This is a genomic window from Salipiger sp. ABN3_019, from assembly GCF_056158605.1.
Genome location: NZ_JBSWTP010000010.1, coordinates 529,546 through 554,525 on the forward strand (window position 1 = coordinate 529,546; position 24,980 = coordinate 554,525).

Here is a 24,980-nt window from a genome sequence, read left to right on the forward strand (position 1 = left end):
ATGTGTTTCGAAATTGCCCGTTTTGGTCTGGCCATGACATCTGCGGGGCAAGACACCCGGAGGAGACATCATGTCCGACAAGAAAACCGCGCTGATCATTTCCGCCCATGCCGCCGATTTCGTCTGGCGCTGCGGCGGCGCGATCGCGCTGCATGCGGAGCTTGGCTATGAGGTCACCGTGGCCTGCCTCTCCTTCGGCGAACGTGGCGAGAGCGCGCGTCTGTGGAAAGAAGGCAAGTCGCTGCAGGAGGTAAAAGACATCCGCCGCGGCGAAGCCGAAGCCGCCGCCGAAGCGCTCGGCGTGCACGAGTTGGTGTGCTTCGACAAGGGCGACTACCCGCTGCATCTGGATGCCGCCGACAAGGGCGAACTGGTGGATCTCATCCGCAGGGTCCAGCCGAAGTTCATGATGAGCCATTCTCAGTACGATCCTTACAACACCGACCACATGTATATGTCGCAGGTGACGCTGGAGTGCCGGATGATCGCGCAGGCTTGGGGCCACAACCCCGGCGAGAAGGTGCTCGGCGCGCCGCAGCTCTATCTCTTCGAGCCGCATCAGACCGAGCAGATGGCCTGGAAGCCCGACACGTTCCTCGACATCACCCCGGTCTGGGAGAAGAAGCGCCGCGCGATGGAGTGCAACGAGGGCCAGCTGCACCTGAGGGACTATTACACCCGCGTCGCGCAGCAGCGTGCCAACCACTTCAAGCGCAACTCTGGCGGCATGTCGGGCGGGCGTAATTGCCACTACGCCGAAGGCTTCCAGTCGATCTTCCCGCGCACCGTGGACGAACTCTGAGCTTGAGGGAGGAGACCAGTATGACCCAGCCGACCAACCCCAGTTTCGACATCGCGCATCTTGGCCATGTGGAGATGCTGACGGATAAGTTCGAAGAGAGCCTCGACTTTTTCACCCGCATCTATGGGCTGAAGCTCTCGGGGCAGGACGAGACCAGCGCCTATCTGCGCGCTTGGGACGACTACGAGTATTGCACGCTGAAACTCACCCGCTCGGACAGCACCGGGGTCGCTCATATCGGCTACCGCGCCGCCTCGCCCGAGGCGCTGGCGCACCGCGTCGCGGTGATCGAGGCGTCGGGCTACAAGCTGCACGGCTGGACCGAGGGCGACCTGAGCCACGGTCGCGCCTTCCGCTTCGAGGATCCCTTCGGCCATGTCTTTGAGATTTACTACGAGACACGCTGGTACGAAGCGCAGGAGGACGCCGAGCGCGCCGCGCTGAAGAACACCGCCTCGGCCTTTTCCGGGGCCGCGCCGCGTCGGCTCGACCACCTTAACCTGCTCGCCTCGGACGTCAGCGAATTCCGGCGCTTCATGGAGTTCTGCCTCGGCAGCCGCGTGACCGAATATATCGAGCTCGACAACGGGCGGATCGGCGGCTGCTGGTTCACCGTCAACAACAAGACCTACGATCTGGCCTGCACCGAGGAACACGGCGGCGGCAACGCGCGGCTGCACCATGTGACCTATGCCACCGACCAGCGCGAGGACATCCTGCGCGCCGCCGACATCTTCCTGCAAAACGGCGTGCATATCGAGACGGGCCCGCACAAACACGCCATTCAGGGCACTTTCTTTCTGTATGTCTGGGAGCCTGCGGGCAACCGCGTGGAACTGGCCAACGCCGGGGCGCGGCTGATCCTCGCGCCGGACTGGCAGCCGGTGTGCTGGACCGAGACGGATCGCAAGAAGGGTCAGGCCTGGGGGCTCAAGACCATCGAGAGTTTCCACACCCACGGCACGCCGCCGGTGGCGAAGGGCTGAGCCTCCAACCGGCGCTGCGCTGCGTGGCGCTGCCGGGATTTGCGTATTTGGAAAGAGAAGAAGCGGGAGAGCTTGCCATGGCAGTCGTGGTTCAGAACGTGGCGCGGGCCGACCGCGAGGTTATCGACGCGCTGGGGCGCGCGGGCGTCGCCACCGTGCATGAGGCGCAGGGGCGCAGCGGATGCCTGCAGAGCTATTTGCGGCCGATCTACCCCGGCGCGCAGATCGCCGGCTCGGCGGTGACCATCTCGGCGCCTCCGGGCGACAACTGGATGGTGCATGTGGCCATCGAGCAACTGCAGGCGGGGGACGTTCTGGTGCTGGCGCCGACCTCGCCCTGCGACACCGGCTATTTCGGCGACCTGCTGGCCACTTCGGCGCAGGCGCGCGGCTGCCGGGGACTGATCATCGACGCGGGCTGCCGCGACGTGAAAGACCTGACCCAGATGGGCTTTCCGGTCTGGTCCAAGGCGGTCAGCGCGCAGGGCACGGTCAAGGAGACGCTGGGCTCGGTCAACGTGCCGGTGGTCTGCGCCGGGCAGAGCATCGCGGCGGGCGACGTGATCGTCGCCGATGACGACGGTGTGGTGGTGGTGCGGCGCGACGAGGCGGCGGCGGTGCTGGCGAAGGCCGAGCTTCGGCTGGCCGCCGAAGAGGCCAAGCGCCAGCGGCTGGCGGCGGGCGAGCTCGGGCTCGACATCTACGACATGCGCGGGCGGTTGGCCGAGAGGGGGCTGAAATACGTCTGAGGCGGTATGCGCCGGGTCTTGAGTATTTTGGGAAAGATGAAAGGACGCGGGATGGGCGAAGCGGAGGGCATTGCCTGCCTTTGGATGCGCGGCGGCACGTCGAAGGGGGCCTATTTTCTGGCCGGCGATCTGCCCGCCGCGCCGCAGGCGCGCGACGATCTGCTGCTGCGCATCATGGGCTCGCCTGATCCGGCGCAGATCGACGGCATCGGCGGGGCGGACCCGCTGACCTCGAAGGTGGCGGTGCTGGCGCCGCCGTCGCGTCCGGATGCGGATGTGGATTATCTGTTTCTGCAGGTGTTTGTGGATCGGGCGCTGGTGTCGGACGCGCAGGGCTGCGGCAATATCCTCGCTGGGGTCGGCCCCGCCGCCATCGAGCGCGGGCTGGTGGCTGTCTCGGACGATGAGACCTTGGTGCGCATCCACATGCGCAACACCGGCGAGATCGCCGTGGCCCGCGTGCAGACGCCCGGGGGGCGGGTGAGCTATGAGGGTGCGGCGCGTATCGACGGGGTGCCCGGCCATCACGCGCCGGTGGCGCTGATGTTCGAGGGGCTGGCGGGCTCCATGTGCGGCGCGCTTCTGCCATCGGGCAACGCGGTGGATGTGATCGACGGCGCGGCGTGCACGCTGATCGACAACGGCATGCCCTGCGTCATCCTGCGCGCCACGGACATGGGGATCAGTGGCGGCGAGAGCCGCGACGATCTCGATACCAATGCCGCGCTGAAGACGCGGCTGGAGGCGATCCGCCTGCGGGCTGGGCCGCTGATGACCCTTGGTGATGTGACCGCAAAGTCGGTGCCGAAGATGATTTTGGTCGCGCCGCCGCGCGCGGGCGGCGTGGTTGCCACCCGCAGCTTCATCCCGCACCGCTGCCATGCCACCATTGGCGTCTTCGCCGCGGTCAGCGTGGCCACCGCCTGCACTTTGCCCGGCACCCCCGCCGCCGCGCTGGCAGAGCTGCCTGAGGGCGAGAGCTTTGCCATAGAGCATCCCAGTGGCGCTGCCGAGGTGCTGCTCGAGCGGGGCGCGGATGGCGTGGTGAAGCGCGCAGGCACCCTGCGCACGGCGCGCAAGCTCTTTGACGGGCGGGTGTTCCCGCGGCACTGACTGATTGGCGAGAGCATGCGGCAATGAGAGCGCACAGTCGCCGCGAGCAGCACATCAAAGCGCGGTTTGAGGATCGAACAGTTGGGGGGAGGAGTGCGGCGACCCCAGGGAGGAGGAGAGGGGCCGCCGCTGAAATGCAGGGCTCAGGGAGGAGGAGAGAGCCCGGCAAATTCCGTGGCACGTTGCCGTGCCGTGACCCTGAGATAGGTCATGCGGCGGCGCTGAACAAGATAGCCGAGCGCAAAGCTGATCTGCGTTGGGTGCATGGGTGCGCTAGGGGGCGGCATCCTTCGTCATGTCAGCGCAAGGCATTGCGTTCGTTTGGATATCGCGCGGCATTTCGGCGGTGCGCCCGGCCCGTGGTCTCGAACACCGCAAGTCGCTCGAAGGTGCTTGCCGATGGCGACGTCCCGCTGCCGACCACGCGCTTGGGCGGTGGAGTGACAGTCGCAGGTGCTACATGGCGCCGTCATCGCAGAAGAAAGGCCGCGACGCCTAGCGTCACGGCCTTTCGGTCTTGATCACGCGGGCGGGGGGCACGCCCCCGGCCCGATCACTGTGCAGCCTCAGCCGTCAGTGCTGACGTTGACCTCGGTCGCCGCGTTCAGCGCGCTGGCGAATTCGGCCTTCGACATGTTCAGCACCAGATCCTGATCGGCGTTGGCCGACAGGCGGCTCATGCGCACGGCGGCGTTCTCGATCGGACGCTCGTCCGCGCCTTCCATCTCGCCGTCGAGGTCGATGACCACCAGGCCTTGGTTCGTGTCGGATTTCAGCACGGTGCCGATGATCTCGCCATCGCTCGAGCGCACAATGGCATCATTGGTCAGCGCGGCATCCAGCTGCGCCGAGATGTCCGACGCTTCGCTATAGGCCTCATCTGCGCCGACAGCCTCGACACCGGCCTGCGCCGTGTCAGTCGCGGTCTCGCCGATGGCGTAGGCGGTATCGCCGATTGCGTCGACGGCCTCGGCGGCCTGCTCTTTGACGCTGGCGTCATTGTTGGCCTGCGCGCCGATGGCGCCAGCCAGAACCATGGTGATCGCGGCGGTGGTGGTGGTCAGAAAGCGTTTGGTCATTGCGCTTCTCCTCCGTCTTGGTTGCGCGGTTCCCCTCAGGGTCTCGGCTGCACAATGAGGATGCCCCGGGGTAAGGTTCCAAGTTTTTTCGCGCGGCCCTGCTGACGGCGCGTCAGGCGTGCTCATGGCATTGGGGCGGTGAAACGAATGAAACGCCCGGCGCAATCACGCTGAAACGCCGGGGCGTCAGAACTTCTGTCCATCGGAAGGGCACGGTGCCCGACCAGAGCCAACAGACCAAAGCAACATCAGGAGTTCACAATGACCACCCAGACCCTCGAAAAGCCCGCCAAATCCGCCATGAACGGCGTTGATGTCCCCACCTTCCTCGCCACACTCGGCGTTGTGGGCGAGACCCCGGACATCGCCAAATTCACCTTCCGCGCCAATGGCGAATGGCTTTCGGGCACCCACAGCCGCACCGCCTTCACCGGGTTCCACGGCGCGATGCAGGAGATGGAGCACCGCCGCGACTATGCCGTCGAATGCGATCACCCGCAGGTGCTTTGCGGGGCCGACAACGGGGTCACCCCGGTCGAGCTTCTGCTGGCGGGTCTCGCGGCCTGCATCACCGCCGGGATCGGCAACATCGCCTCGATCCGTCAGGTCAAGCTGAGCGCGGTCGAGACCGCCATCGAGGGCGACATCAACCTCAACGGCATCCTCGGCTTGGACAAGAGTGCGCGCAACGGCTTCACCGGGATCCGCATGGCGGTAACCATCCGCGGCGACGCCCCGCAGGAAATGCTGCGCGAGATCGTCGCGCAATCGGTCGCCCGCTCCGCCGTCTTCGATGTGCTGAGCAACGGTGTGCCGGTGAAGGTCGAGATGGCCGCTTGAAACACAGCCCGCGCCGATGGGGCGCGGGCCACGCCCCCGAACATTCCAGACCCAAAGGACAAACCCATGCCCCGTTTCTCCGCATCCGCCCACAGCTACGGCTCGGGCTTTGACACCATCGCATCGCGCGACACTTTCGCCGACTTCCGGAACTGGTGGGACCGCAACTGCCTTGTCGCCGCCGAGGTGCCTTGGCAGCCCCGCAAACAGACACAGGACAGCCTGCCGATCGCCGCCTGATCCTGACGCGCATCCTCCCGTCCTCCCTTCCTCCCGGCCCGCAGCACCCCGCTGCGGGCCTTTTCGTGCGGAAAGCCCGGTAGCGCGCCTCGCCGCACTGAAACAGTCGAAACCTCGAAGTGGCTTTCACGACGCCAGCCCGAAACCCGCGGCCTGCATCCTTTTGTCAGATCAAGATGGAGACGAGACATGACGAAGGTCACAAGCGTGCTGATCATCGGAGCCGGGCAGGCCGGGCTCGCGCTGAGTTGGGCGCTGTCGCGGCGCGGCGTAGATCATCTGCTGCTCGAGCGCGGACGGGTCGCGGAGCGCTGGCAGTCCGAGCGCTGGCCGGGCCTGCACCTGCTGACGCCGAACTGGATGAACCGCCTGCCGGGCCCTTGGGCCGAGAGCGACCCGAACGGCTTTATGTCGGCGGCGAGCTTTGCGCAGCGGCTCATCGGCTACCGCGCCGCAATCGCAGCGCCGGTGGTGGGCGGCTGCGAGGTGCGCTCGGTGAGGCGGCAGAACGGCATGTTCCGTGTCGAGGCCGGAGAGCGCCACTGGCTGGCCCGCGCCGTGGTCATCGCGACCGGTGCCTGCGACCGCCCCGCCGTGCCGGAGTGGGCCGCCGCGCTGCCGCAGGAGATCGCGCAGATCAGCCCCACCCGCTATCGCGGCGCAGAGGGGCTTGCCAAGGGCGGCGTGCTGGTCGTCGGCGCCTCGGCCACGGGCGTGCAGCTTGCCGCAGAGATACAGGCGTCGGGTCGCCCGGTGACACTGGCTGTGGGCCGCCACGTGCGGATGCCGCGCAGCTACCGGGGGCGCGAGATCTTCTCGCTGCTGTCGGGCAGCGGCTTTCTCGCCGCGCCGCGCCCGGCGAATGCCGACCCGCAGTACCTGATGTCGCTGCCTTCGTTGCAACTGACCGGCTCGGACGGCGGCGCGGCGCTGGGGCTCGACCGGCTGGCCGCCATGGGCGTGCGGCTTGTCGGGCGCGCGCTCGGGCTGCGGGGCAACGCGCTTATGCTCGATCCGAACCCGGGGCGCGAGATTGCCGCGGCCGAGCGCCGCCGTCAGCGGGTGCTGGACCATCTCGACGCCGATCTGGCGCAGCGCGGCATGGCCCTGCCTGCGGACCCAGAGGCGTGGCATGCGCCGCACCTGCCCGACCACGGGCCTGCGCTGCTCGATCTTAGGCGTGAGGGCATCGGCAGCGTGGTCTGGGCGACCGGCTTTCGCCGCAGCTACCCATGGCTGCATCTGCCCGTGCTGGACAGCGCCGGAGAACTGCAGACGCAGGGCGGGCTGACCGCCGTGCCGGGGCTCTATGCGCTTGGTCTGCCGTTCATGCGCCACCGCGCGTCCAGCTTCATCCACGGCGCGGGGCGCGATGCCGAAGCGCTTGCGCCGCTGATCACCGCCGCGCTTGGGCGCACTGCGTCGCTTGCGGCCTGACCCCCTCATTCTGGAAAGGATATGACCCATGACCCCTTCGACCTATGACGTGATTGTCGTCGGTGCCCGCTGCGCCGGTGCCGCCACCGCCATGCTGATGGCCCGGCAGGGCGCCCGCGTGCTGCTGATCGACAGCGCCCGCCGCGGCTCGGACACGATGTCCACCCATGCGCTGATGCGCGGCGCGGTGATGCTGCTGCAGCGCTGGGGGCTTGCGGAGGAACTGCGGGCAGGGGGCACGCCGCAGGTGCGCCGGACGATCTTTCTCTATGGCCGGGCGGCCTTCGATATCGACATCAAACCCGAACACGGCGTCGAGGCGCTGATGGCACCGCGCCGCTATCTGCTCGACGCGGCGCTGGCAGCGGCGGCGGAGCGGGCGGGTGCCGAGCTGCGTTTTGAAACCAGTTGCGCCGGGCTGCTGCGGGATGCCGCTGGCCGGGTGTGCGGGGCGCGGCTGGTCGGAAAGGATGGCGCTGTCGACGAGATCACCGCCGGGCTGGTCATCGGCGCGGACGGCAAGCGTTCGCGGGTCGCGCGGCTGGCAGGGGCCGAGGTGACGCGGCAGGCGCGCAGTACCGTGGCCTGCGCCTACCAATATGTCACCGGCTTGCCGCAGGAGGGCTATCGCTGGCACTTCGAGGAGGGGGCCGCGGGCGGTCTGATCCCCACCAACGGTGGCGGAACCTGCGCCTTTCTCGCGCTGCCGCAATCCCGCGCCGCCGAGCTGCGTCAAAGCGCGCTGCCGGAACTGGCCGCGACGTGTCTGCCGCAACTGGCGGAGGACATGGCTGGCGCGCGCGCCGCCGAAACGCCGGTCGTCTTTGCCGGGCTGCCGGGGTATTTCCGGCGCTGCGCCGGGCCGGGCTGGGCGCTGGTGGGCGATGCCAGCTGGTTCCGCGACCCGATCACCGCGCATGGGATCACCGATGCGTTTCGCGATGCCGAGCTGCTGGCCGGGGCCATCATGGCGGGAGGCTTGGACCGATACGAGGCGCGGCGCGACGCGCTGTCGGGGCCGATCTTCGAGATCTCGGACCGGATCGCCAGCTTCGAGTGGTCGCTTGCCGAGCTTGCCGATCTGCACAAGCAGCTGAACCGCGACATGAAGGCCAATCAGGCATGGATCGCCGAGGGCGCGGCGCGGCAGCCGGTGCAGCGCCGGGTGGCCTGATCGAGCCGCGGGTGGAAGCGATCAGGATAGGGGCCACGCTTGCTCTCAGCTGGGCGAGCGTGGTGCGGGTTGCAGCCGCGCTGCGCCATGTCCTTCGTGATGACCTGCGTGATGAGCTGCAGGGCCACCGGCGGGCTCGGTCGCCATTTCCCGAAGGTGCACCCCAAGCAACAGCAGCGCGGGCCAGAACATATAGGCTTCGATCTCGAGGTTTTCGCCGAAGGACAGCAGAACCAGCGTCATCAGAATGCCCAGTGGCAGCCGCCCGCGCGGATGGCGCGCGGCGTCCACAAGCGCCACGGCCAGATGCGCCACCAGCGGCACCAGCAGCGCGCCAAAGCCCACGATGCCCTTCACGAACAGCAGCCCGTACCATGTGTGGTGGCTGCCGATGGGCATGTATTCCACCAAATGCGGGCCGGGCTGAACGGTGCCATGCCCGAACCAGACCGCCTCTTCGCGCCAGCGCTCAAAAGCGATCCGCTGGAGGGTTTCGCGCACCCTTGTACTGTCGGCTCGTGCCCCTTTGAAGGCGGCCACCCCGGCCTGCGCACTGGCCAAAAGCCAGCTGCCGAGCACCGCAAGCGAGGCGGTTACCCCCGCCAGCGCCAGCCAAGCCGAACTGCGCAGCACCAGCGGCAGCATCCGCGGCGCGACGGTGCAGGCGACCAGCCCGACCAGCCCCATACGCGACTTCGAGGCAAGGATCATCAGCAGCCCGGCGGCGATCCCGGCGGCGCGCCAGCCACGGTGCTTCTCTTCGAGGGCAAAGATCACCATGATCACGCCAAGCAGCGCCGCAAAGGGCGACCACGGCAGGTAGAACTGCCAGCGCGGCGTCCATGAGGCCGGATCATAGGTGAAGAAATAGACCGAGAAATACTCCGGTCCCGGCCCCCCGATGGCCTTCAGCGGCGAGGTGAAGATGCGCTCGGGCAGGCCGATATAGGGCGCGGCCAGCAGCAGCGGCGCAAGCGCGAGCGTCCAGAAACCGATGGCGCATTGGGCGCGGATCAGCACCTCGCGCCGGATCGGCAGCACCGCGCCCGCGAAGATGAAGAGCGCGACCAGCGCCCAGCCCTTGGCCCATCCGATCGAGGATTTGATCGTCTGCTTGAGGCCCAGCCCCCAGCCCAGATGGCCGCCCCAGAGCGCGACCAGCATCACCAGCATCCCGGCCATCCACAGCCAGACCACGCCGGGCACGGGGCCGGTCGCCCGCAGGTCGCTGCGGATCGCCGGGCCGAGGTAAAGCGACAGCGCCGCCATGCCGGCGAACACCCAGCCCAGCACCGGGCCGACGACGTAAAGCGCGCCGAGGCCGTAGAACACCCACGTCATGACCATGGCGCGCCATGCCAGCGCCTCGGCCGGGCTCATGCCCTCGGGTCGGGCGCGCCCGGTCACGGGGTCCCCATCGGGCGGGCGAGAATGCGACCGATCAGCGGGCGGCGGATCCATGCAAGCAGCAGGCCAAAGAGCATCATAAGGGTCGCGGCCCCTCCGGCGGCGAGCGCGAGCTTGCGGTTCGGCGAGCTTGGGCGGTCAGGCAGCGAGGGGTTCTCGAGCACCTGCACCAGCGGGTAGGAGGCGTAGATATCGGCCTTGCTCGACTGCGAGCGTGCGATGGCCGAGGCAAAGACCGCCTCGGCGACCGAGAAATCGCGCTGCATGTCCTCAAGGCGCGCAGCCACCGGGGCCAGCGCTGCCAGCTGCGCGGTCTCCCTGTCGAGGCGTACGGTCATCGTCTCATGCTCGGAGGTCAGGCCGCGGCGCGCAGCGTCCTCGCGCACGAGTTCGGCCAGAAGTTCGGCGCGCGCGCCGGGCTGCGCCAGATCAAGCGCCGCGACCGCCTCGGCGCTCAGCCCGGTCAGAGCCATGGCGCGCTGCCGCGCCATCTCGCGCGCGCTGGCAAGCGCGTCACGGGCCGCCGTGACCTCGGGGTGGCGCGTGCCGAAACGCGCGTTCGCCTCTGCCAGCGCGGCGGTTTGCAGCGCCACCTCATCGAGAAGCGCCACGTAATCGGCATCGGCATAAAGCTTAAGACTGACCGCCGCCTGATCCGGTGCAATGCCGAGGCTGCGCGACAGCGCGGCGACGCTCTCTTGCTTCTCGGCGAGATCAGAGGCGAGCGCGGCCAGATCGGCGCGCAGCCGGTCGGTGGCAGACACCAGCCGGTCATATTGCGCCGAGGACACCAGCCCGGTGTCGCGCTGCAGCGTCGCAATCGTCTCGCGCGTGTCGGCAACCGAGCCGCGATAATCCTCGATTGCGGCCAGCGCACCGGTCTCGCGCACCGAAAGCTCGTCATGGCGCAGGGCATCGACCTCGGTAAAGAACGCCTGCCGCACCGCTTCGGTGCGGGCACGGGCGGCATCGGGCGTGGGGCCTTTCATCTGCACCCGGATGAGACCGGTCTGATCCACCAGTTCGACCTTTGGCCGTCCGATGTCGCGCATCTGCTCGCCCAGCGAACTGGCGGCGGCGTCGAGGATACGGTCGGCACTCAGCAGGCGCTTGTAAGTCTCGGTGGGGCTGATCGAATTGGAAGAGAAGGCGGAATTGGCGAAGGAGGACGCCTGACCGATCTCGGCGAGGTTCACCGAGGCTGCCGCGCCCGAGCCGGGCAGGATCAGCGACATCTCGGAACTGAAGCTGAGCGGCGCTTTCTTGAGGTAGGTGGTGATCGGTCCCCAGATCGCGATCGCCCCCAGCGTCGCGAGGATCAGATAGCGCGGCAGGCGGACGATATCGCCGGGGCGTCCGCCGCCAAAGAGCCGACCGAGCGACAGCTCGCGCGGCGGGGTGCGCAGGATCCCGGGGATCGGGGCAGAGCGGCGGGTGGTCCCGCTGGCGGTCATGTCGGACATGGAAAATCTCCTCTGTCCGGCAGTCTAGTCTGGGGTGGCGGCGCGGTCGCTTTCGCGGGGGGATAGAGAGCGGCTGAGAAGGAGGCCGCGCCTCGCTGATGGCATCAATCTTCTATCCGAAGGGATCGGAGGTTTTCAGGCCAGCCCCTTTTAGGCCAGCCCGGCGTCCCGTGCGATCAGCGCGGCCTGCGTGCGATTGGCCGCGCCGATCTTGCGATAGAGCGTCTTCACATGCAGCTTGATGGTCGGCTCCTGCAGGTGAAGGTCGCGGGCGATCTCTTTGTTCGATTTGCCCTCAGTGAGCCCTTTCGCCACCTGACGCTCGCGCTTCGAGAGTTTCTCGGCCAGCGGATGCAGGTCCTGGTCTTCGGTGCCGTTGAGAAAGTCGATCGGGGCATAGACCTCGCCCATCGCCATGAAACGCACGGCGTTGACGAGGCTGCGTGCGGTCAGCGTCTTGGGGATGAAGCCCGAGGCCCCAAGCGCCAGCGCCTTTTCGGCCACATCGCGCCGGGCCTCGCCCGAGATCAGCGCGACCCGCGGCGCGTCGGGCCGTTTGATCAGCGTCTCAAGCCCCATCAGCCCGCCCATCTGCGGCATGTTGAAATCCAGCAGCACGAGGTCGAATGGCCCCTTGCGGTTGATCATCTGCTCGGCCTCGCCAAAGCTCGCGGCGGTCACGACGGTGATGTCGCTCGCGGTCTCGAAAAACATGACAAGCGTATCGCGCAGCAAGTCGTGATCGTCGGCTATCAATATGCGCATAGGGTCTCCCTAACCTCTCAACAGGCCCTCCACCGCGCGACAAGATAGCGCAAAAGCACGCGAAGGTTGTCACAAAGTTGACTTTCGATCCGCCAGAACAGGCGACCTATCCAGTGGGATTGTTTCTTGATCCGCGCTGATGGCTTTCCATCTGTCAGGCGCTATCAGGTCTCCCGACGCTCTGTTGATGCGCGCGGCCAACTCGGCAAGTTTCGGACGAGACTTGCTTTTTGGCCGAGGGAGGAGCCCCCATGAAACATGCCGCACAGACAGAGTTTGGTGCTTTTGCCGAACGGGCCATCGATGCCCCTCAGACCAATGCACCGGCGATTGATCGCCGAGAAGTGATGGACCTTGCGCTGGTCGACGCCTCTGTACAAAGCGCGATCGAGGCCGTGCTTGCGCCCGGTCGCCGCACCATTGCGTTTCTCAACGCCCATTGCGCGAACGTCATGGCGCGCTGCCCGGACTACGGCGATGCGCTGCGCCGGGCTGACATGGTGCTGCCCGATGGCATCGGCGTTGAGCTTGCGGCCCGGATGCGGGGGCAGGGGCTTGCGGCCAACCTCAATGGCACGGATTTCGTGCCCGCGCTGCTGCGCGCGGCGCGCGAGCGCGGCATGTCGGTCTTTTTGTTCGGCGGCACGCCGGGCACGGCAGAGCGCGCGGCGCAGCGGCTCTGCAGCGACCTGCCGGGGCTGCGCATCGCCGGCACCCGCGACGGGTTCTCTGGCGCCGCGCATGAACATGAGGCGATCGCGGCGATCAATGCCTCGGGCGCGGATATCCTTCTGGTGGCGATGGGCGTGCCGCGGCAGGACCTCTGGCTCGCGCGCAATGCCGAGCGTCTGGTGCCGCGCATTCACCTCGGCGTCGGCGCGCTGCTCGATTTTCTGGCGGGCAACGTCCGCCGAGCGCCCGAGCCGCTGCGCCGGGCACGCTGCGAATGGGTGTGGCGGCTTGCCATGGAGCCGCGCCGCATGGCGGGGCGCTATCTGATCGGTAATGCCACCTTCCTTGCGCGCGCGGCGGTGAATGCGCTGCGCCGGACCGATCCGGTCAGCCTGCGCAAACGGCTGCTGGATGTCACGCTCGCCGGGCTTGCGGCGCTGGCGCTGGCGCCGGTGCTGCTGCTGGTCGCGCTGGCGATCCGCCTCGACAGCCGCGGTCCGGCGCTCTACCGGCAGACCCGCGTCGGCAAGGATGGCAAACCCTTCGAGGTGCTGAAGTTCCGCTCGATGTATATGGATGCAGAAGAGCGCCGCGCGGCGCTGCTGGCGCAGTCGGACCGGGCGGGCATCTGCTTCAAGGCGCGCAATGACCCGCGGGTGACACGGGTGGGCCGTCTGCTGCGGCGCAGCTCGGTCGACGAGCTGCCGCAGATCTTCAACGTGCTGCGCGGCGAGATGTCCCTTGTCGGGCCGCGTCCCGCGCTGCCGCAAGAGGTCGCCGCCTATCCCGCGCATGCGCATGGGCGGCTGCGGGTGAAACCGGGGATCACCGGGCTGTGGCAGGTGTCGGGCCGCGCCGACATCTCGTTCGACAAGATGATCGACATGGACCTTGCCTATGGCGCCAGCCGCTCGACGCTGCTCGACCTGATGCTGATCTTTCTGACCTTCCGGACGGTGCTCTCTGGTCGCGGCGCCTATTGACCCCAGCAAAGGCGCCGCATTCCGAGCGGCGCGCACCCGACGGAAGCAAGGCCCGGCGTTTTCCCCCACGCCGGGCCTTTGTGCGTCCGCTGGCCGGACGAGCGCTTAGCGCAGGAAAGAGACGACGCCGATGATCCCCAGAAGCCGCGCGACCTCGGTGATATTGGTGACCGTGCTGTCGTAGCAGGCGATGGCATCGCCGGGCAGAAGATAGGGGTCGTAATCGTCCCGGTCGGCGCGGCGCAGCAGATCCTCGATATTGCGCTCGATCACCGCCGACACACCGGTGACCGGGTTGCGGCTGAACAGCACCGCCGAGCGGTCGGCGCTGGTGGCGCGCGGGCCGCCGACGCAATTGGTGTCCACCACCGCCTGCAGATAACGCGTGCCCCACGGCACTTCGCGCACCTCGCGCCCGACGGCAGATTCGGCGTTGCCGCTGGCGGGCTGGGTCAGGTTCGACAGGAAAAGCGACACGCCCGGCGGGCTGATCGGCGAGGGCCGCATGAGGTCTTCCTGAAAGCACTGGCGGCTCGGCACGCGGATCTCGTCGCCGGTGATCAGCATCACATCGACCACATTGCTGCCCTCGAAAACGCCGCGCATGTCGAGCTTGTAAAGCTGCCCGCCGCGGCGCAATTCCACCGCCGAGATGTCGGCGTCGGGGCGCACACCGCCCGCCGCGCGCAGCGCAGCCGAGAGGTTGCGCGCTTCGGTCGAGGCGCCCATCGCGGTGATGCGCACGCTGTCGCGCTGGTCGGCGCTGACGCCGCCGATGCCCACCTGATGCGGCTCGAACACCGCGCCCGAGACACCCACGCTGACCGGCGCGAGGTCGAGGATGCGCACCGAGATGCGCGGGCTGTCGTCATAGAATTGCTCGGCGCGCAGGGCGCTGTCCAACTCGGCCTCGATCTCGTCCACAGTACGTCCCTGCGCACGGATCGCGTCGAGGAAGGGCAGGCGGATCGTGCCGTCGCGCGACACCTCGTAGGAGCCATTGAACGTCTCGTCCTGCTCTACCCGAATGTCGAGAAGATCGCCGCGCGTCAGCCGCTCGCCGCGCAGCGCCGCTGCGGCGAGCCCGCCGAATTTGCCGCTGCCGTCTCCGGTGCCGCCGCCAAGCGGGGCGCGGCAGGCCTGCGCATTGATTGCCGGAGAGCGCAGGTATTGCGCGTTGCTGCGGCTGACCTCGGGGCTGCGCCATTGCGCCTGGTAGTCTAGCCCCTCGGCCACCGGCGCCAGATTGTCGGGCCGGTCATAGCTCGCGCAGCCGGCCGCAGCCATGAGGGCGAAAATCGAGGCGGCCTTGAGACTTGGCTGGAACACGCGAACTCTCCGTAAGGACTGGCAGGCGGGCAGGGCCCGATCCAAGTGTTAGGCAATCTGAACGTAGGGATCCACGTTCCCGCTCGCGTTAAGGGAATATCCCATCGGATTGGTTGCTGTCCGTGGGCAGCATGCAACTGTCCCGCCGCGCAGGCGACGCAGGGGCAGGCTTTGCGGCACAGTCGGCAGGCCACACAGCAAAGGTCCGATCCGATGTCCCTGCCAAAACCCATCAGAGCGCCACGCAGCGCGCCTTTCGCGCGGAACCTGCTGTCCTATGGCGCGTCCGAGGTGGCGGCGAAGGCCTCGCGCCTGCTGGTGGTGATCGCCGTGGCGCGCAGCATGGAGGCAGAGGCCATCGGCCTCGCCGCCGCCGCGCTGGCGGCTGCGGACATCCTCAAGGCACTGACCGAGAACGGCGTGGGACAGCGTATCATCGCAGCGCCCGAGGAACGGCTCGAGGCCACCTGCGCCACCGCGCGGCGCATCTTTACCGCATGGTGCAGCGGGCTCTTCGCGCTGCAGATCGCCCTTGCCGGGGGGCTGTACCTCTGTGGCGGCAGCGCCGTGGTCGCTGGGCTGATCGCGCTGCTGGCACTGGAGTATCTCTTTATGCCTGCGGGGCTGGTGCAGGCCGCGCTGGCCATGCGCGAGGGCAAGATGCAGCAGACCGCCGCCATCGCAGGCGGGCAGGTGGTGGGCGCGAACCTCATGGCGGCGGCGCTGGCGCTGCTCTGGCCCGGCGCGCTGGCGCTGGTGCTGCCGCGCATCCTTGCCGCGCCGATCTGGCTGATCTGCATGCGCCGCCTGCGCCCATGGTCCCCTGCGCCGCGCGCAGACCGCGCGCCGCTCTCGGAGTTCACTGGCTTTGGCGTGACGGTGCTGGCGATCGAGATCGTCAAGGCTCTGCGCCTGCAGGCCGACAAGCTGCTTATCGGTCTGCTGATGGGGCCAGAGGTGCTGGGGCTCTACTTCCTGGCCTTCAATGCTGGGCTCGGGCTCGCTACGTCCTTCTCGGTCGCGGTGTCGGTGGTGATCTTCCCGCATCTGTGCCGCGCCGAGGATCGCCCAGGCGCGCTGCGCCAAGGCATCGTGCTGAGCCTCGCGGTGATTGCGCCGCTCGTGATGCTGCAGGCGGCGCTGGCCCCCTTCTATGTGCCGCTGCTCTTCGGCGCGGGCTGGGAGGGCATCGCCGAGGTGGTCAGCATCCTGTGCCTCGCCGCGATCCCCATGAGCCTCTGGTCGAACGCCGCGGGCTGGTTGCGCGCCGAGATGCGCACCGGGCAGGAACTGAAGGCGACGGCGCTGCTTACCGCCGCGCTGCTGCTGAACACCGCGCTGATGGCCCCCTTCGGGCTGACGGCTCTGGCCTGGGGCTATCTCGCCACCGCCTGCATCACCATGGGCGCAGCCTCGCTTCCCGCCCTTGCCGCGGGCTTCGGCCGGCGCCCACAAAGGAGCTGACCCATGCCCCGTTTCTCGATCATCCTGCCCTGCTATCAGGCCGAGGCGACCATCGCGCAGACGCTTGCCAGCCTGCAGGCGCAGAAATTCTCGGACTGGGAGGCGCTCTGTGTCGACGACGGCTCGCGCGATGCCACCCGCGATCTGCTGCGCTACGCCGCTGCCGGAGACCGGCGGATCAGGGTGCTGCGCAATCCCGGCAAGGGCCCGTCGGATGCGCGCAACCATGGCGCCGCCGAAGCGGTGGGCGAGGTGCTTGCCTTCTGCGATGCCGACGATCTGTGGACGGCGGACAAACTGACCATCCTCGACCGCGCCTTTGCCGCGCCAGACTGCGACGGCACCTTCGGGCGGATCGCCTTCTTCGAGCATCGGCCCGAGGATTCCATGACCCTCTCGAGCGTGCCGCAGAGCGCGCTGACCATCCCGATGCTGCTGGGGGAGAACCCGGTGTGCACCATGTCCAACATCGCCCTGCGCCGCGAGGTCTTTGCCCGCAGCGGCGGTCTGCGGCGCGACATGATCCACAACGAGGATCTCGACTGGCTGATCCGGCTGGTGGGGCAGGGTGCACGGCTGCAGCCCATCGACCGCGTGCTGGTGCATTACCGCGTCTCGCCCTCCGGTCTGTCGGCTGATCTTGATGCCATGCGGGCCGGGCGTGGGGTGGCGCTTGAAAGCGCGGCGCGCTTTGGGTTCGCGCCCCAGCCCGGCGATGAGGCTGTGCATCTACGCTATCTCGCGCGCCGGGCGCTGCGCGTCGGCATGGGCGGCACGGCCGCTCTGGGGCTGGCGCTGCACGGGCTGCGGCTGGCCCCCGGGCGCTTTCTCACGCCGCTGCACCGGGGCGGCGGCACGCTGGCGGGCGCGGCGCTCGCGCCGCTGCTTCCCGCACCGCTGCGCCGCACGCTGTTCTCGCGCTGACCCTTTCAAGGAGCCATTCCCATGACCCACGCCAAGACCCAATCCAAGACCAACGCCACGCCCGCCGCCTCGATCGTCGTGCCCGCCTTCAATGCCGAGGCCACGCTGGGCGAGACGCTGGCCAGCCTGCGCCTGCAGACCCTTCCGGACCTCGAGATCATCGTGGTGGACGACGGCTCGACAGACCAGACGCCGCAGATCGCCGCCAAGATCGCTGCGTCGGACCCGCGCGTGCGTCTGATCCGGCAGGCCAATCGCGGGCTTGCCGGGGCGCGCAACAGCGGTATCGCGGCGGCGCGCGCCAGCTACATCGGGTTTTGCGATGCCGACGACCATTGGGCTCCGGGAAAGCTCGCGGCCCATGTGGCGCATCTGGAGGCGAACCCGCATGTGGGGCTGTCGTTCGCCGGGTCGCTGCTGATGACCGAGACCGGCGCGCCCATGCGCCGCGCCCAGCGGCCGCGGCTGAAGGCCATCGGTGCCACCCATGTGTTCAAGCGCAACCCGGTGGGCAATGGCTCGGTGCCGGTGATGCGGCGCGAGGCGCTGGCCGCGATCGCATGGCGCCCGGCGCAAGAGCGCGAGCGGGACTGGGTCTTTGACGAGACTTTCCGCCAGTCCGAGGACATCGAATGCTGGCTGCGGCTCGCGCTGACCACCGATTGGGAGATCGAGGGCATTCCGGGGCTGCTGACCCGCTACCGGATCACCTCGGGCGGGCTCAGCGCGGCGACCGAGCGGCAATACGCGGCGTGGGAGCGCATGGTCGAGAAACTGACGCCGCTCGATCCGCATTTCTTCGCCCGCCACGCGCCTGCCGCGCGCGCCTATCAACTGCGCTATCTGGCGCGCCGGGCGATCAGTGACGGGCGCGGAGCCGAGGCGCGTAGGCTGCTGCGCCGCGCGTTCCTCAGCTCGCCCCGCCCGCTGATCGAAGAGCCTCTGCGCTCTGCGGTAACGATCGCCGCCGCGCTGCTCGTCGATGGCCCGCTTGGCCGCATTCTTCACCGCGCCGCCACCCGGCCCGCCACGGCCTGACGCACGCATTTCACACTCTCTTGGAGGAGCCCGCCCAATGACCTTTTTCAGCGCTATCGCCGCGTCCCACCCCGACCGCCCGCGCGTGGTTCATCTTGTGGATGACACCACCGCCGGAGGGGTGATGCGGTACCTTGAGTTTCTGCGCAGCGATGCCACTCTGGCCGCAGAGGCCGATCATGTGCTGCTGCCGGTGGCGCGCGGCGCCGTGGGGCGGCTGTCGCTTCCGGCGGGCATTATCGTCTCGCATCTGTCGATCAACTGGCGCGCCCTGCCGGGGCTGATCGCGCTGCGCGCCCGGCATCCGTCCGCCCGTCTGATCCATGTGGAGCACAGCTATACCGCCAGTTTCGCCGCGCTGAACGTGCCGAGCCGGGCGCGCTTTTTCACGCTTCTGCGCAGCGCCTATGCGCTCTTTGATAAGGTGGTGGCGGTGAGCGCGGCGCAGGGTGACTGGCTGCGGACGCGGCGGCTGGTGCCGTGGGAGCGGCTCGCGGTGATCCGGCCCGTGGTCGACCTGTCGGCCTTTGCAGCGCTGCCCGCGCCGCGCGGGCAGGGGCGGGTGATCGGGGCCTTCGGGCGGCTCGACCGGCAGAAAGGGTTCGACACGCTGATCTCTGCCTTCCGCGCGGTGCCCGACGCCGACATGGCGCTGCATATCTACGGCGCCGGGGGTGATCTGGCGGCGCTGCAGGCGCAGGCCGGGGGCGACGCGCGCATCCGCTTTCTCGGCCATGTAGCAGATCCGGCGCGGGCCATGGCAGAGGTCGATGTGGTCGCCATGCCGTCGCGCTGGGAAGCCTATGGCATCGCCGCGCTCGAGGCGCGTGTGGCGGGGCGTCCGCTGATCACCAGCGGTGCCGACGGGCTGCGCGATCATGCGGGCGCGGGGGTGACGCAGGTCTCACCGGCGGCGCTGGCTGAGCTCACCGAGGCGCTGCGCGGCGGGCACGCTCCGGGGCTTCCGCCAAGCGCGCGGCAGGTGCTGGCAGCGGGGTCGGAACATGCGGTGCGCCGGGGCTGGTCAGAGCTTCTTGGGCTGGCGGCACCGGATGTGGGGACAGCGCCAGAAGAGGTCGCGGCGCTCGCCTAGATATCGGGGCTTAGGGGGAGGAGAGCGCCCGTTTCTCCACCTGCGAAGCCGCCACTGGCATCGCTTTGACATGAGATCGGCCCCGGAGGTTTCCGGGGCCGATTTCGTGTGGTCTTTGCCGGGACGGGGAGCCTGCGGGTGTGATCTCGGCGGAGTTTTGGTCGAGTAATAAGCCGTAATGAATTGTTTTGTTGACATAAAATTCTCACGATCTCTTGATCATACCATTGTATTTGATTCATCGTATCAAAAGGTTTAAGACTGATTCACGTTGGATCGTGGTGTGGAGGCGCTACGATCGGCCAACTCTCAAGGTTGGTGAGGAGGAGGCACCCGTGAGCGATTTCGAACTGCCGGAAAATCTGGGACATGACGGCGCCGCCGCGCGCCCGGTGAAGGCGTCCGAGGCCCTCGACACGCTGGGCCGGCGCATCGTCGCTGGCGAGTATCCGGTGGAGCAGACCCTGCCGGTCGAGGCCAGCCTCATGGAGGATCTGGGGGTCAGCCGCACCACCCTGCGCGAAGCGATCCGCACGCTCGTGGCGCTTGGGCTGGTTGAGGTGCGCACCCGCATCGGCACCCGCGTGCTGCCGCGCAAGCATTGGAACCTTCTGAACCGCGACGTGCTGCGCTGGATGATGCCGCTCGATGGGTTCAACGTGGAATTGATGGGCTCGATAGATGAGGCCCGCGAAGTTTTTGAGCCCGCCGCCGCCGGTTTTGCCGCCGAGCGGGCGAGCCGCGCCGCGATCACCGCGATCCGCGTCGCCTATGACAAGATGGAGGCTGCCGCCGAAAGCGGCGACGCCGTGGCCGCAATCCGCGCCGACCGCGAGTTTCACCTCGCCATTCTGGCCGCGACCGGCAATCCGATCATCGAAGCCTTTGATACTGCCATCGATGCCGTTCTGGGACAGCTGTTCCGGGTCGCCATCGAAATGCACATGGAAAATTTTCGCAACAATCTGATCAACCACCGCAACGTGCTTGACGCCATCGAGCGCAAGGACGCGGCGGCTGCCCGACAGGCGATGCTGGAAACCATCTGGTTCACGCGTCGGCACCTGGAAAGGCACAAACTGACCAAGACATTCAGCTAACCGGAGGAGACCCCCATGCTGAAGAAAATGACGTTCGCGAGCATTGCACTGCTCGCGGCGGCCGGCACCGCTATGGCCGAATACCCCGAAAAGCCGATCACCATGATCGTGCCGTGGAACGCCGGTGGCGGCACCGATGCCGTCGCGCGGATGCTGGCCAAGGGCCTCGAGGCCGAGCTTGGCACCAATGTCGCCGTGGTGAACCGCTCGGGCGGCGCCGGTGTGGTCGGCCATAACGCCATGGTCACCGCACCGACGGATGGCTACACCATCGGCTTCGCCACCGCCGAGATGGTCACCTACTACTGGACCGGCAACGCCGAGTTCACCGACGAGGATTTCACCCCCATCGGGCTGGTGAACTTCGACAGCGGCGCCTTCCATGTGGCGGCGGGCAGCGATTGGGAAACCGTGGGTGATGCGGTCGAGGCGATCAAGGCGGAGCCCGCTGGCACCTTCAAGATGTCCGGCACCGCCGTTGGCGCGGCCTATCACCTCGCCTTCGCGGGCTTTCTGCAGCAGCAGGGCGTCGATCCGCTGAAAGTAACCATGGTGCCCTCGCAGGGCGCGGCTCCGGGCTTTCAGGAACTGGCCGCTGGCGGCGTGCAGATCATCCCGTCGTCGCTGCCCGAGGGCAAAACGATGATGGACGCGGGCCGCTCCAAGGCGCTCGCCGTCTTTGCCGAAGAGCGCAACCCGGCCTTCCCCGATGTGCCCACCGCTGAAGAGCAGACCGGTGAGGCATACTCCGGCGGCACATGGCGCGGCGTGGTCGGCCCGAAGGACATGGATGCGGAGGCCGCCGCCAAGCTCGAAGCCGCGGTGAAGACCGTCTTCGACAGCGAGGAGTTCCAGAACTTCATGTCGCAGCAGGGCTTTGGCGCCCGCTATCTGGATGCCGCCGGGTTCGGCGAATTCCTCGACGAGACGCAGACCAGTGTGGGTGAGGTGATGAACGCCATCGGCCTCGCGCAGCGCGGCAGCTGAGGAGAGAGGCGATGCGGCTTCCGGATATCTGGACCGGGCTGGGTTTTGCGGTGCTGGGGATCTTCGTGGTCCTGCAGGCGCAGGGCTTCCCCGAACCTGCGGGGGCCGCTTCGCCTCGGCTCTTCCCGCGCATCATCGGCGGCGCCTTCGTGCTGTTCGGCCTGATGATCGCGGGGCGCAGCCTTGCGGCGCGTCTGCAGGGCGGCGACGTGCGGCTGGTGCCGCAGATGGAAGACTGGATGCGCAGCCCCAAGCGGCTGGTGCGGATCGTTTTCATCCCCCTGGCGATCGTGCTTTACGGGCTGCTGGCGCCGCTGCTGGGCTCGCTGCCGGTGTCGGTGGTGCTGGTCTTCGTCAGCGCGCTGCTCTGGGACGAGCGCCCGCTTGCGGCGGCCCTCGTGGCGGTCGGCGTCTGTCTCGCCGTGACGCTCTTCTTCATCGAAGTGATGCGCGTGCCGCTGCCGACCGGGCCGTTCCCCGGCGCGCTGTTCTGAGGAGACCCGCATGGATGTTCTGATTTCAGCCTTTCACATGGTGTTCGCCTTCGACGTGCTGGCGGTGATCCTGCTGGGCTCGGCCTTCGGCCTCTTCGTCGGCGCGACTCCGGGGCTGAGCGCGACCATGGCGGTGGCGCTGCTGGTGCCGGTGACCTTTTTCCTCTCCCCGGTCGCGGCGATTGGCGCGATCGTCTCCTGCTCGGCCATGTCGATCTTTGCGGGCGACATTCCCGGCGCGCTGCTGCGCATTCCCGGCACGCCCGCCTCTGCCGCCTATATGCGCGAGCTTGATGCCCTGAACCAGAAGGGGCGGCTCGATCTGGCGCTTGGCACCTCGATGATGGTGGCGGTGATCGGCGGCCTCATCGGCACCGCGATCCTTGTCGTTGCCGCGCCGCAACTGGCCGAGGTGGCGCTGCTCTTCTCGACCTATGAATACTTCTGGCTGGCGCTGCTGGGCCTCTCCTGTGCCACGCTGGTGGCGGGGCGCGACCGGCTCAAGGGCACGGTGTCGCTGCTGCTGGGGCTGTTCCTGACGATGATCGGCCTCGATGTCACCACCGGCCTGCCGCGCTACACCTTCGGGCTGATCGACCTACAGGCGGGGATCTCGCTGATTGCCGTGATGATCGGTGCCTTCGCCGTGGCCGAGATCCTGCGCTCGGCGCAGAACCCGCTGGAGACGCCCGAGAAACCCGCCAAGGCCGGGCTCTCGATCCTGCGCGGGCAGGGCCGCAATCTCTGGACCCATAAGGGCGCGGTGGCGCGCGGCAGCATCCTTGGCACGCTCATCGGCGCGCTGCCGGGGGCCGGGGCGGATATCGCGGCGTGGATCGCCTATGCGGTCAGCCAGCGGTTCTCGAAGAAGGCCGACAACTACGGCAAGGGCGAGCCCGAGGCCATCGCGGGCGCGGCATCGGCCAACAATGCGGCGCTGTCGGGCAGCTACGTTCCGGCGCTGGTCTTTGGCATCCCCGGAGACTCGATCACCGCCATCGTCGTGGGCGTTCTGGTGCTCAAGGGCATCCAGCCGGGGCCTATGGTGTTCATCACCTCGCCCGATCTGGTCAACGCGATCTACATCGTCTTCGTGCTGGCGAACCTGCTGATCATCCCGCTCGGCCTCTTGGCCATCATCGGCGGACGGCAGCTCTTGGGCGTGCGCATGGGCAAGCTCTACCCGTCGATCCTGCTGCTCTGCGTGCTTGGCACTTTCGCCACCAACAATTCGCTCTTTGATCTGTGGACCCTGGCCGCCGTCGGCGTGCTGGTCTGGATCATGGAGGCAAACGACTACCCCGCTGCGCCGCTGGTGCTGGGCCTCGTGCTTGGCCGCGTCGTGGAGGAGAATTTCATGTCCAGCATGATCAAGGCGGACGGCAATCTGCTCGCCTTCTTCGAACGGCCCATCGCCGGGGTGCTGGGCGTGATTACCCTGCTGGTCTGGCTCGCGCCGCCAGCTCTGGCTCTGCTGCGTCGCCTCTCCGGGCGCAGTGGCGGCCGCCAAAGCTCTCTCGCAAACGAAGGGAAATCCTAATGTACAATTCAATGACTGGATCGACCCATTCGCTCGCCCCGCCCGAGATCGCCGAAATGGCGATCCCCGAGGACGAGCGGGTCTGGGTCCCGCAGGCTCCGGGCGTCTGGTTCCGCCCGCTGCTGCTCAACACGATGGCCGGGCAGTGGTGCAACCTGCTGCGTGTGCGCAAGTCTGGCGTGCTGAGCAAGCACCTGCATCCCGCGCCCGTGGTCGGCTATGTGATCAAGGGCCGCTGGCATTACCTCGAGCATGATTGGGTCGCCGAGACCGGGTCTTTCGTGTTCGAGCCGCCGGGCGAGATCCACACGCTGACGGTCCCCGAGGATTGCGAAGAGATGATCACCTTCTTCAACATCCAAGGCTGCATGTACTACGTCGATGAGGACAACAAGCACACCGGTTTCGAGGATGTGTTCACCAAGATCGACATGTGCCGCAAGCACTATGAAGAAGTCGGGCTTGGCGCGAGCTACCTCGACCAGTTCATCAGATGACCGTCATGGAAATAAGCGACATCTCCGCCATGACGGGCGGATGGGCCGCACCTTTCCTCGAAGGCCGCTCGGTCCTTGTGACCGGCGGCACCTCGGGGATCGGTTTCGGCATCGCGCTCGGCTTTGCCCGTGCCGGGGCCAAGGTCACCGCGACCGGCCTCACGGACGCCGAGGCAGAGGCCGCGACGGCCAAGGCCGCGGATCTGGGGCTGAGCGATCTGCTTGGCTTTGACGTGCTCGATGTGCGCGACGCCGAGGCGGTCAGCCGGGTCATCGGCGGCCAGAGCGAGCTCTACACGCTGGTCAACTGCGCTGGCCTGATCCGCCGCGGCGCGGAACTGGAGCCCGAGGTCTTCGAACAGGTTGTCGATGTGAACCTCAACGGCTCGATGCGTTGCGCCCATGCCGCCAAACCCGCGCTCGCGCGCACCGGCGGCAGCGTGATCAACACCGCCTCGATGCTGTCGTTCTTTGGCGGCGGGCTGGTGCCGGGCTATTCGGCCTCGAAAGGCGGGATCGCGCAGCTGACGAAATCGCTGGCCATCGCTTGGGCCAAGGACGGCATTCGGGTCAACGCCATCGCGCCGGGCTGGATTCGCACGCCGCTGACCGCCGATCTGCAGGGCGACGAAGCGCGCGCGGCCACCATCCTCGGGCGCACGCCGATGGGTCGCTGGGGCGAGCCCGAAGACCTTGCCGGCCCTGCCATGTTCCTTGCCACGCCGCTGGCGAGCTTCATGACCGGCACGGTGATCCCCATCGATGGCGGCTACGCCATCGCGTGACCCGCATTTACTGATCCAA

General features: G+C 67.7%; 24 protein-coding genes. 19 read left to right on the forward strand and 5 right to left on the reverse strand.

Features of this window, described 5'->3' with window-relative positions:
- Positions 1–70: 70 nt before the first annotated feature.
- The 4 genes from ACXAD2_RS24480 to ACXAD2_RS24495 all read left to right on the forward strand — a co-directional run bounded on the left by ACXAD2_RS24480 (position 71) and on the right by ACXAD2_RS24495 (position 3,650).
- Positions 71–802, forward strand: a complete 732-nt coding sequence (locus ACXAD2_RS24480; protein ID WP_475176345.1) for a PIG-L deacetylase family protein — start codon at positions 71–73, stop codon at positions 800–802.
- Between the two features lie 20 nt (positions 803–822).
- Entirely contained in the window at positions 823–1,788 is a 966-nt protein-coding gene (locus ACXAD2_RS24485; RefSeq protein WP_475176348.1) for a VOC family protein, read from the forward strand.
- A 77-nt stretch (positions 1,789–1,865) separates the two neighbouring features.
- Entirely contained in the window at positions 1,866–2,537 is a 672-nt protein-coding gene (locus tag ACXAD2_RS24490) for a 4-carboxy-4-hydroxy-2-oxoadipate aldolase/oxaloacetate decarboxylase (RefSeq protein ID WP_475176350.1), read from the forward strand.
- A 51-nt stretch (positions 2,538–2,588) separates the two neighbouring features.
- The gene (locus ACXAD2_RS24495) at positions 2,589–3,650 is read left to right on the forward strand and encodes a 4-oxalomesaconate tautomerase (RefSeq protein ID WP_475176355.1); all 1,062 of its coding nucleotides are present in this window, start codon (positions 2,589–2,591) and stop codon (positions 3,648–3,650) included.
- 566 nt (positions 3,651–4,216) lie between these two features.
- Here the strand turns inward: ACXAD2_RS24495 and ACXAD2_RS24500 are convergent.
- Positions 4,217–4,729 carry a hypothetical protein gene (locus tag ACXAD2_RS24500; RefSeq protein WP_475176358.1) on the reverse strand — a complete coding sequence of 171 codons (513 nt, stop codon included), beginning with the start codon at positions 4,727–4,729 and terminating at the stop codon, positions 4,217–4,219.
- Between the two features lie 261 nt (positions 4,730–4,990).
- On the opposite strand from ACXAD2_RS24500, the gene ACXAD2_RS24505 reads away from it, so the two are divergent.
- From ACXAD2_RS24505 to ACXAD2_RS24520, 4 genes are all read left to right on the forward strand, one after another.
- Positions 4,991–5,569, forward strand: coding sequence for an OsmC family protein (locus tag ACXAD2_RS24505; protein WP_164183127.1), 579 nt, complete (start codon positions 4,991–4,993; stop codon positions 5,567–5,569).
- Between the two features lie 66 nt (positions 5,570–5,635).
- Positions 5,636–5,809, forward strand: coding sequence for a hypothetical protein (locus tag ACXAD2_RS24510; RefSeq protein WP_475176362.1), 174 nt, complete (start codon positions 5,636–5,638; stop codon positions 5,807–5,809).
- A gap of 189 nt (positions 5,810–5,998) precedes the next feature.
- On the forward strand, positions 5,999–7,246 hold the full coding sequence (locus ACXAD2_RS24515; protein WP_475176365.1) for a flavin-containing monooxygenase: 1,248 nt from the start codon (positions 5,999–6,001) through the stop codon (positions 7,244–7,246).
- A gap of 28 nt (positions 7,247–7,274) precedes the next feature.
- Complete coding sequence (locus ACXAD2_RS24520; RefSeq protein ID WP_475176368.1) at positions 7,275–8,420, forward strand: FAD-dependent oxidoreductase; 1,146 nt, start codon at positions 7,275–7,277, stop codon at positions 8,418–8,420.
- Positions 8,421–8,465: 45 nt separating this feature from the next.
- Here the strand turns inward: ACXAD2_RS24520 and ACXAD2_RS24525 are convergent, their stop codons facing one another.
- The 3 genes from ACXAD2_RS24525 to ACXAD2_RS24535 all read right to left on the reverse strand — a co-directional run bounded on the left by ACXAD2_RS24525 (position 8,466) and on the right by ACXAD2_RS24535 (position 12,055).
- Positions 8,466–9,800, reverse strand: coding sequence for an O-antigen ligase domain-containing protein (locus ACXAD2_RS24525; RefSeq protein WP_475178391.1), 1,335 nt, complete (start codon positions 9,798–9,800; stop codon positions 8,466–8,468).
- 23 nt (positions 9,801–9,823) lie between these two features.
- A complete protein-coding gene (locus ACXAD2_RS24530; protein WP_475176369.1) occupies positions 9,824–11,290 on the reverse strand; it encodes a GumC domain-containing protein in 1,467 nt (488 codons plus the stop codon).
- Between the two features lie 150 nt (positions 11,291–11,440).
- Positions 11,441–12,055: a response regulator gene (locus ACXAD2_RS24535; protein ID WP_475176372.1), complete on the reverse strand. Its 615-nt coding sequence runs from the start codon at positions 12,053–12,055 to the stop codon at positions 11,441–11,443.
- 251 nt (positions 12,056–12,306) lie between these two features.
- Between ACXAD2_RS24535 and ACXAD2_RS24540 the strand changes: the two genes are divergently transcribed.
- On the forward strand, positions 12,307–13,710 hold the full coding sequence (locus tag ACXAD2_RS24540; RefSeq protein ID WP_475176376.1) for a WecB/TagA/CpsF family glycosyltransferase: 1,404 nt from the start codon (positions 12,307–12,309) through the stop codon (positions 13,708–13,710).
- A gap of 105 nt (positions 13,711–13,815) precedes the next feature.
- On the opposite strand, the gene ACXAD2_RS24545 is transcribed toward ACXAD2_RS24540, so the two are convergent.
- The gene (locus tag ACXAD2_RS24545) at positions 13,816–14,997 is read right to left on the reverse strand and encodes a polysaccharide biosynthesis/export family protein (RefSeq protein WP_475178396.1); all 1,182 of its coding nucleotides are present in this window, start codon (positions 14,995–14,997) and stop codon (positions 13,816–13,818) included.
- A gap of 255 nt (positions 14,998–15,252) precedes the next feature.
- Here ACXAD2_RS24545 and ACXAD2_RS24550 point away from each other — a divergent pair, with 255 nt between their 5' ends.
- The 10 genes from ACXAD2_RS24550 (at position 15,253) to ACXAD2_RS24595 (ending at position 24,961) form a co-directional block, all read left to right on the forward strand.
- Positions 15,253–16,503, forward strand: a complete 1,251-nt coding sequence (locus tag ACXAD2_RS24550) for an oligosaccharide flippase family protein (protein WP_475176378.1) — start codon at positions 15,253–15,255, stop codon at positions 16,501–16,503.
- 3 nt (positions 16,504–16,506) lie between these two features.
- Positions 16,507–17,427, forward strand: coding sequence for a glycosyltransferase family 2 protein (locus ACXAD2_RS24555; protein WP_475176381.1), 921 nt, complete (start codon positions 16,507–16,509; stop codon positions 17,425–17,427).
- Positions 17,428–17,448: 21 nt separating this feature from the next.
- Positions 17,449–18,465, forward strand: coding sequence for a glycosyltransferase family 2 protein (locus ACXAD2_RS24560; RefSeq protein WP_475176385.1), 1,017 nt, complete (start codon positions 17,449–17,451; stop codon positions 18,463–18,465).
- A 37-nt stretch (positions 18,466–18,502) separates the two neighbouring features.
- Entirely contained in the window at positions 18,503–19,558 is a 1,056-nt protein-coding gene (locus ACXAD2_RS24565) for a glycosyltransferase (RefSeq protein WP_475176390.1), read from the forward strand.
- Positions 19,559–19,893: 335 nt separating this feature from the next.
- Positions 19,894–20,658, forward strand: a complete 765-nt coding sequence (locus tag ACXAD2_RS24570; protein ID WP_475176394.1) for a FadR/GntR family transcriptional regulator — start codon at positions 19,894–19,896, stop codon at positions 20,656–20,658.
- Between the two features lie 15 nt (positions 20,659–20,673).
- Positions 20,674–21,645, forward strand: a complete 972-nt coding sequence (locus tag ACXAD2_RS24575; protein WP_475176398.1) for a tripartite tricarboxylate transporter substrate binding protein — start codon at positions 20,674–20,676, stop codon at positions 21,643–21,645.
- Positions 21,646–21,656: 11 nt separating this feature from the next.
- Positions 21,657–22,139 (forward strand): tripartite tricarboxylate transporter TctB family protein, encoded by a 483-nt coding sequence (locus tag ACXAD2_RS24580; RefSeq protein WP_475176403.1) that lies wholly within the window; start codon positions 21,657–21,659, stop codon positions 22,137–22,139.
- Between the two features lie 10 nt (positions 22,140–22,149).
- On the forward strand, positions 22,150–23,679 hold the full coding sequence (locus ACXAD2_RS24585; RefSeq protein WP_224904991.1) for a tripartite tricarboxylate transporter permease: 1,530 nt from the start codon (positions 22,150–22,152) through the stop codon (positions 23,677–23,679).
- Positions 23,679–24,176 carry a 2,4'-dihydroxyacetophenone dioxygenase family protein gene (locus ACXAD2_RS24590; protein ID WP_475176404.1) on the forward strand — a complete coding sequence of 166 codons (498 nt, stop codon included), beginning with the start codon at positions 23,679–23,681 and terminating at the stop codon, positions 24,174–24,176. The genes ACXAD2_RS24585 and ACXAD2_RS24590 overlap by 1 nt, the downstream gene beginning before the upstream one ends.
- A gap of 5 nt (positions 24,177–24,181) precedes the next feature.
- On the forward strand, positions 24,182–24,961 hold the full coding sequence (locus ACXAD2_RS24595; protein WP_475176407.1) for an SDR family NAD(P)-dependent oxidoreductase: 780 nt from the start codon (positions 24,182–24,184) through the stop codon (positions 24,959–24,961).
- Positions 24,962–24,980: the final 19 nt, after the last annotated feature.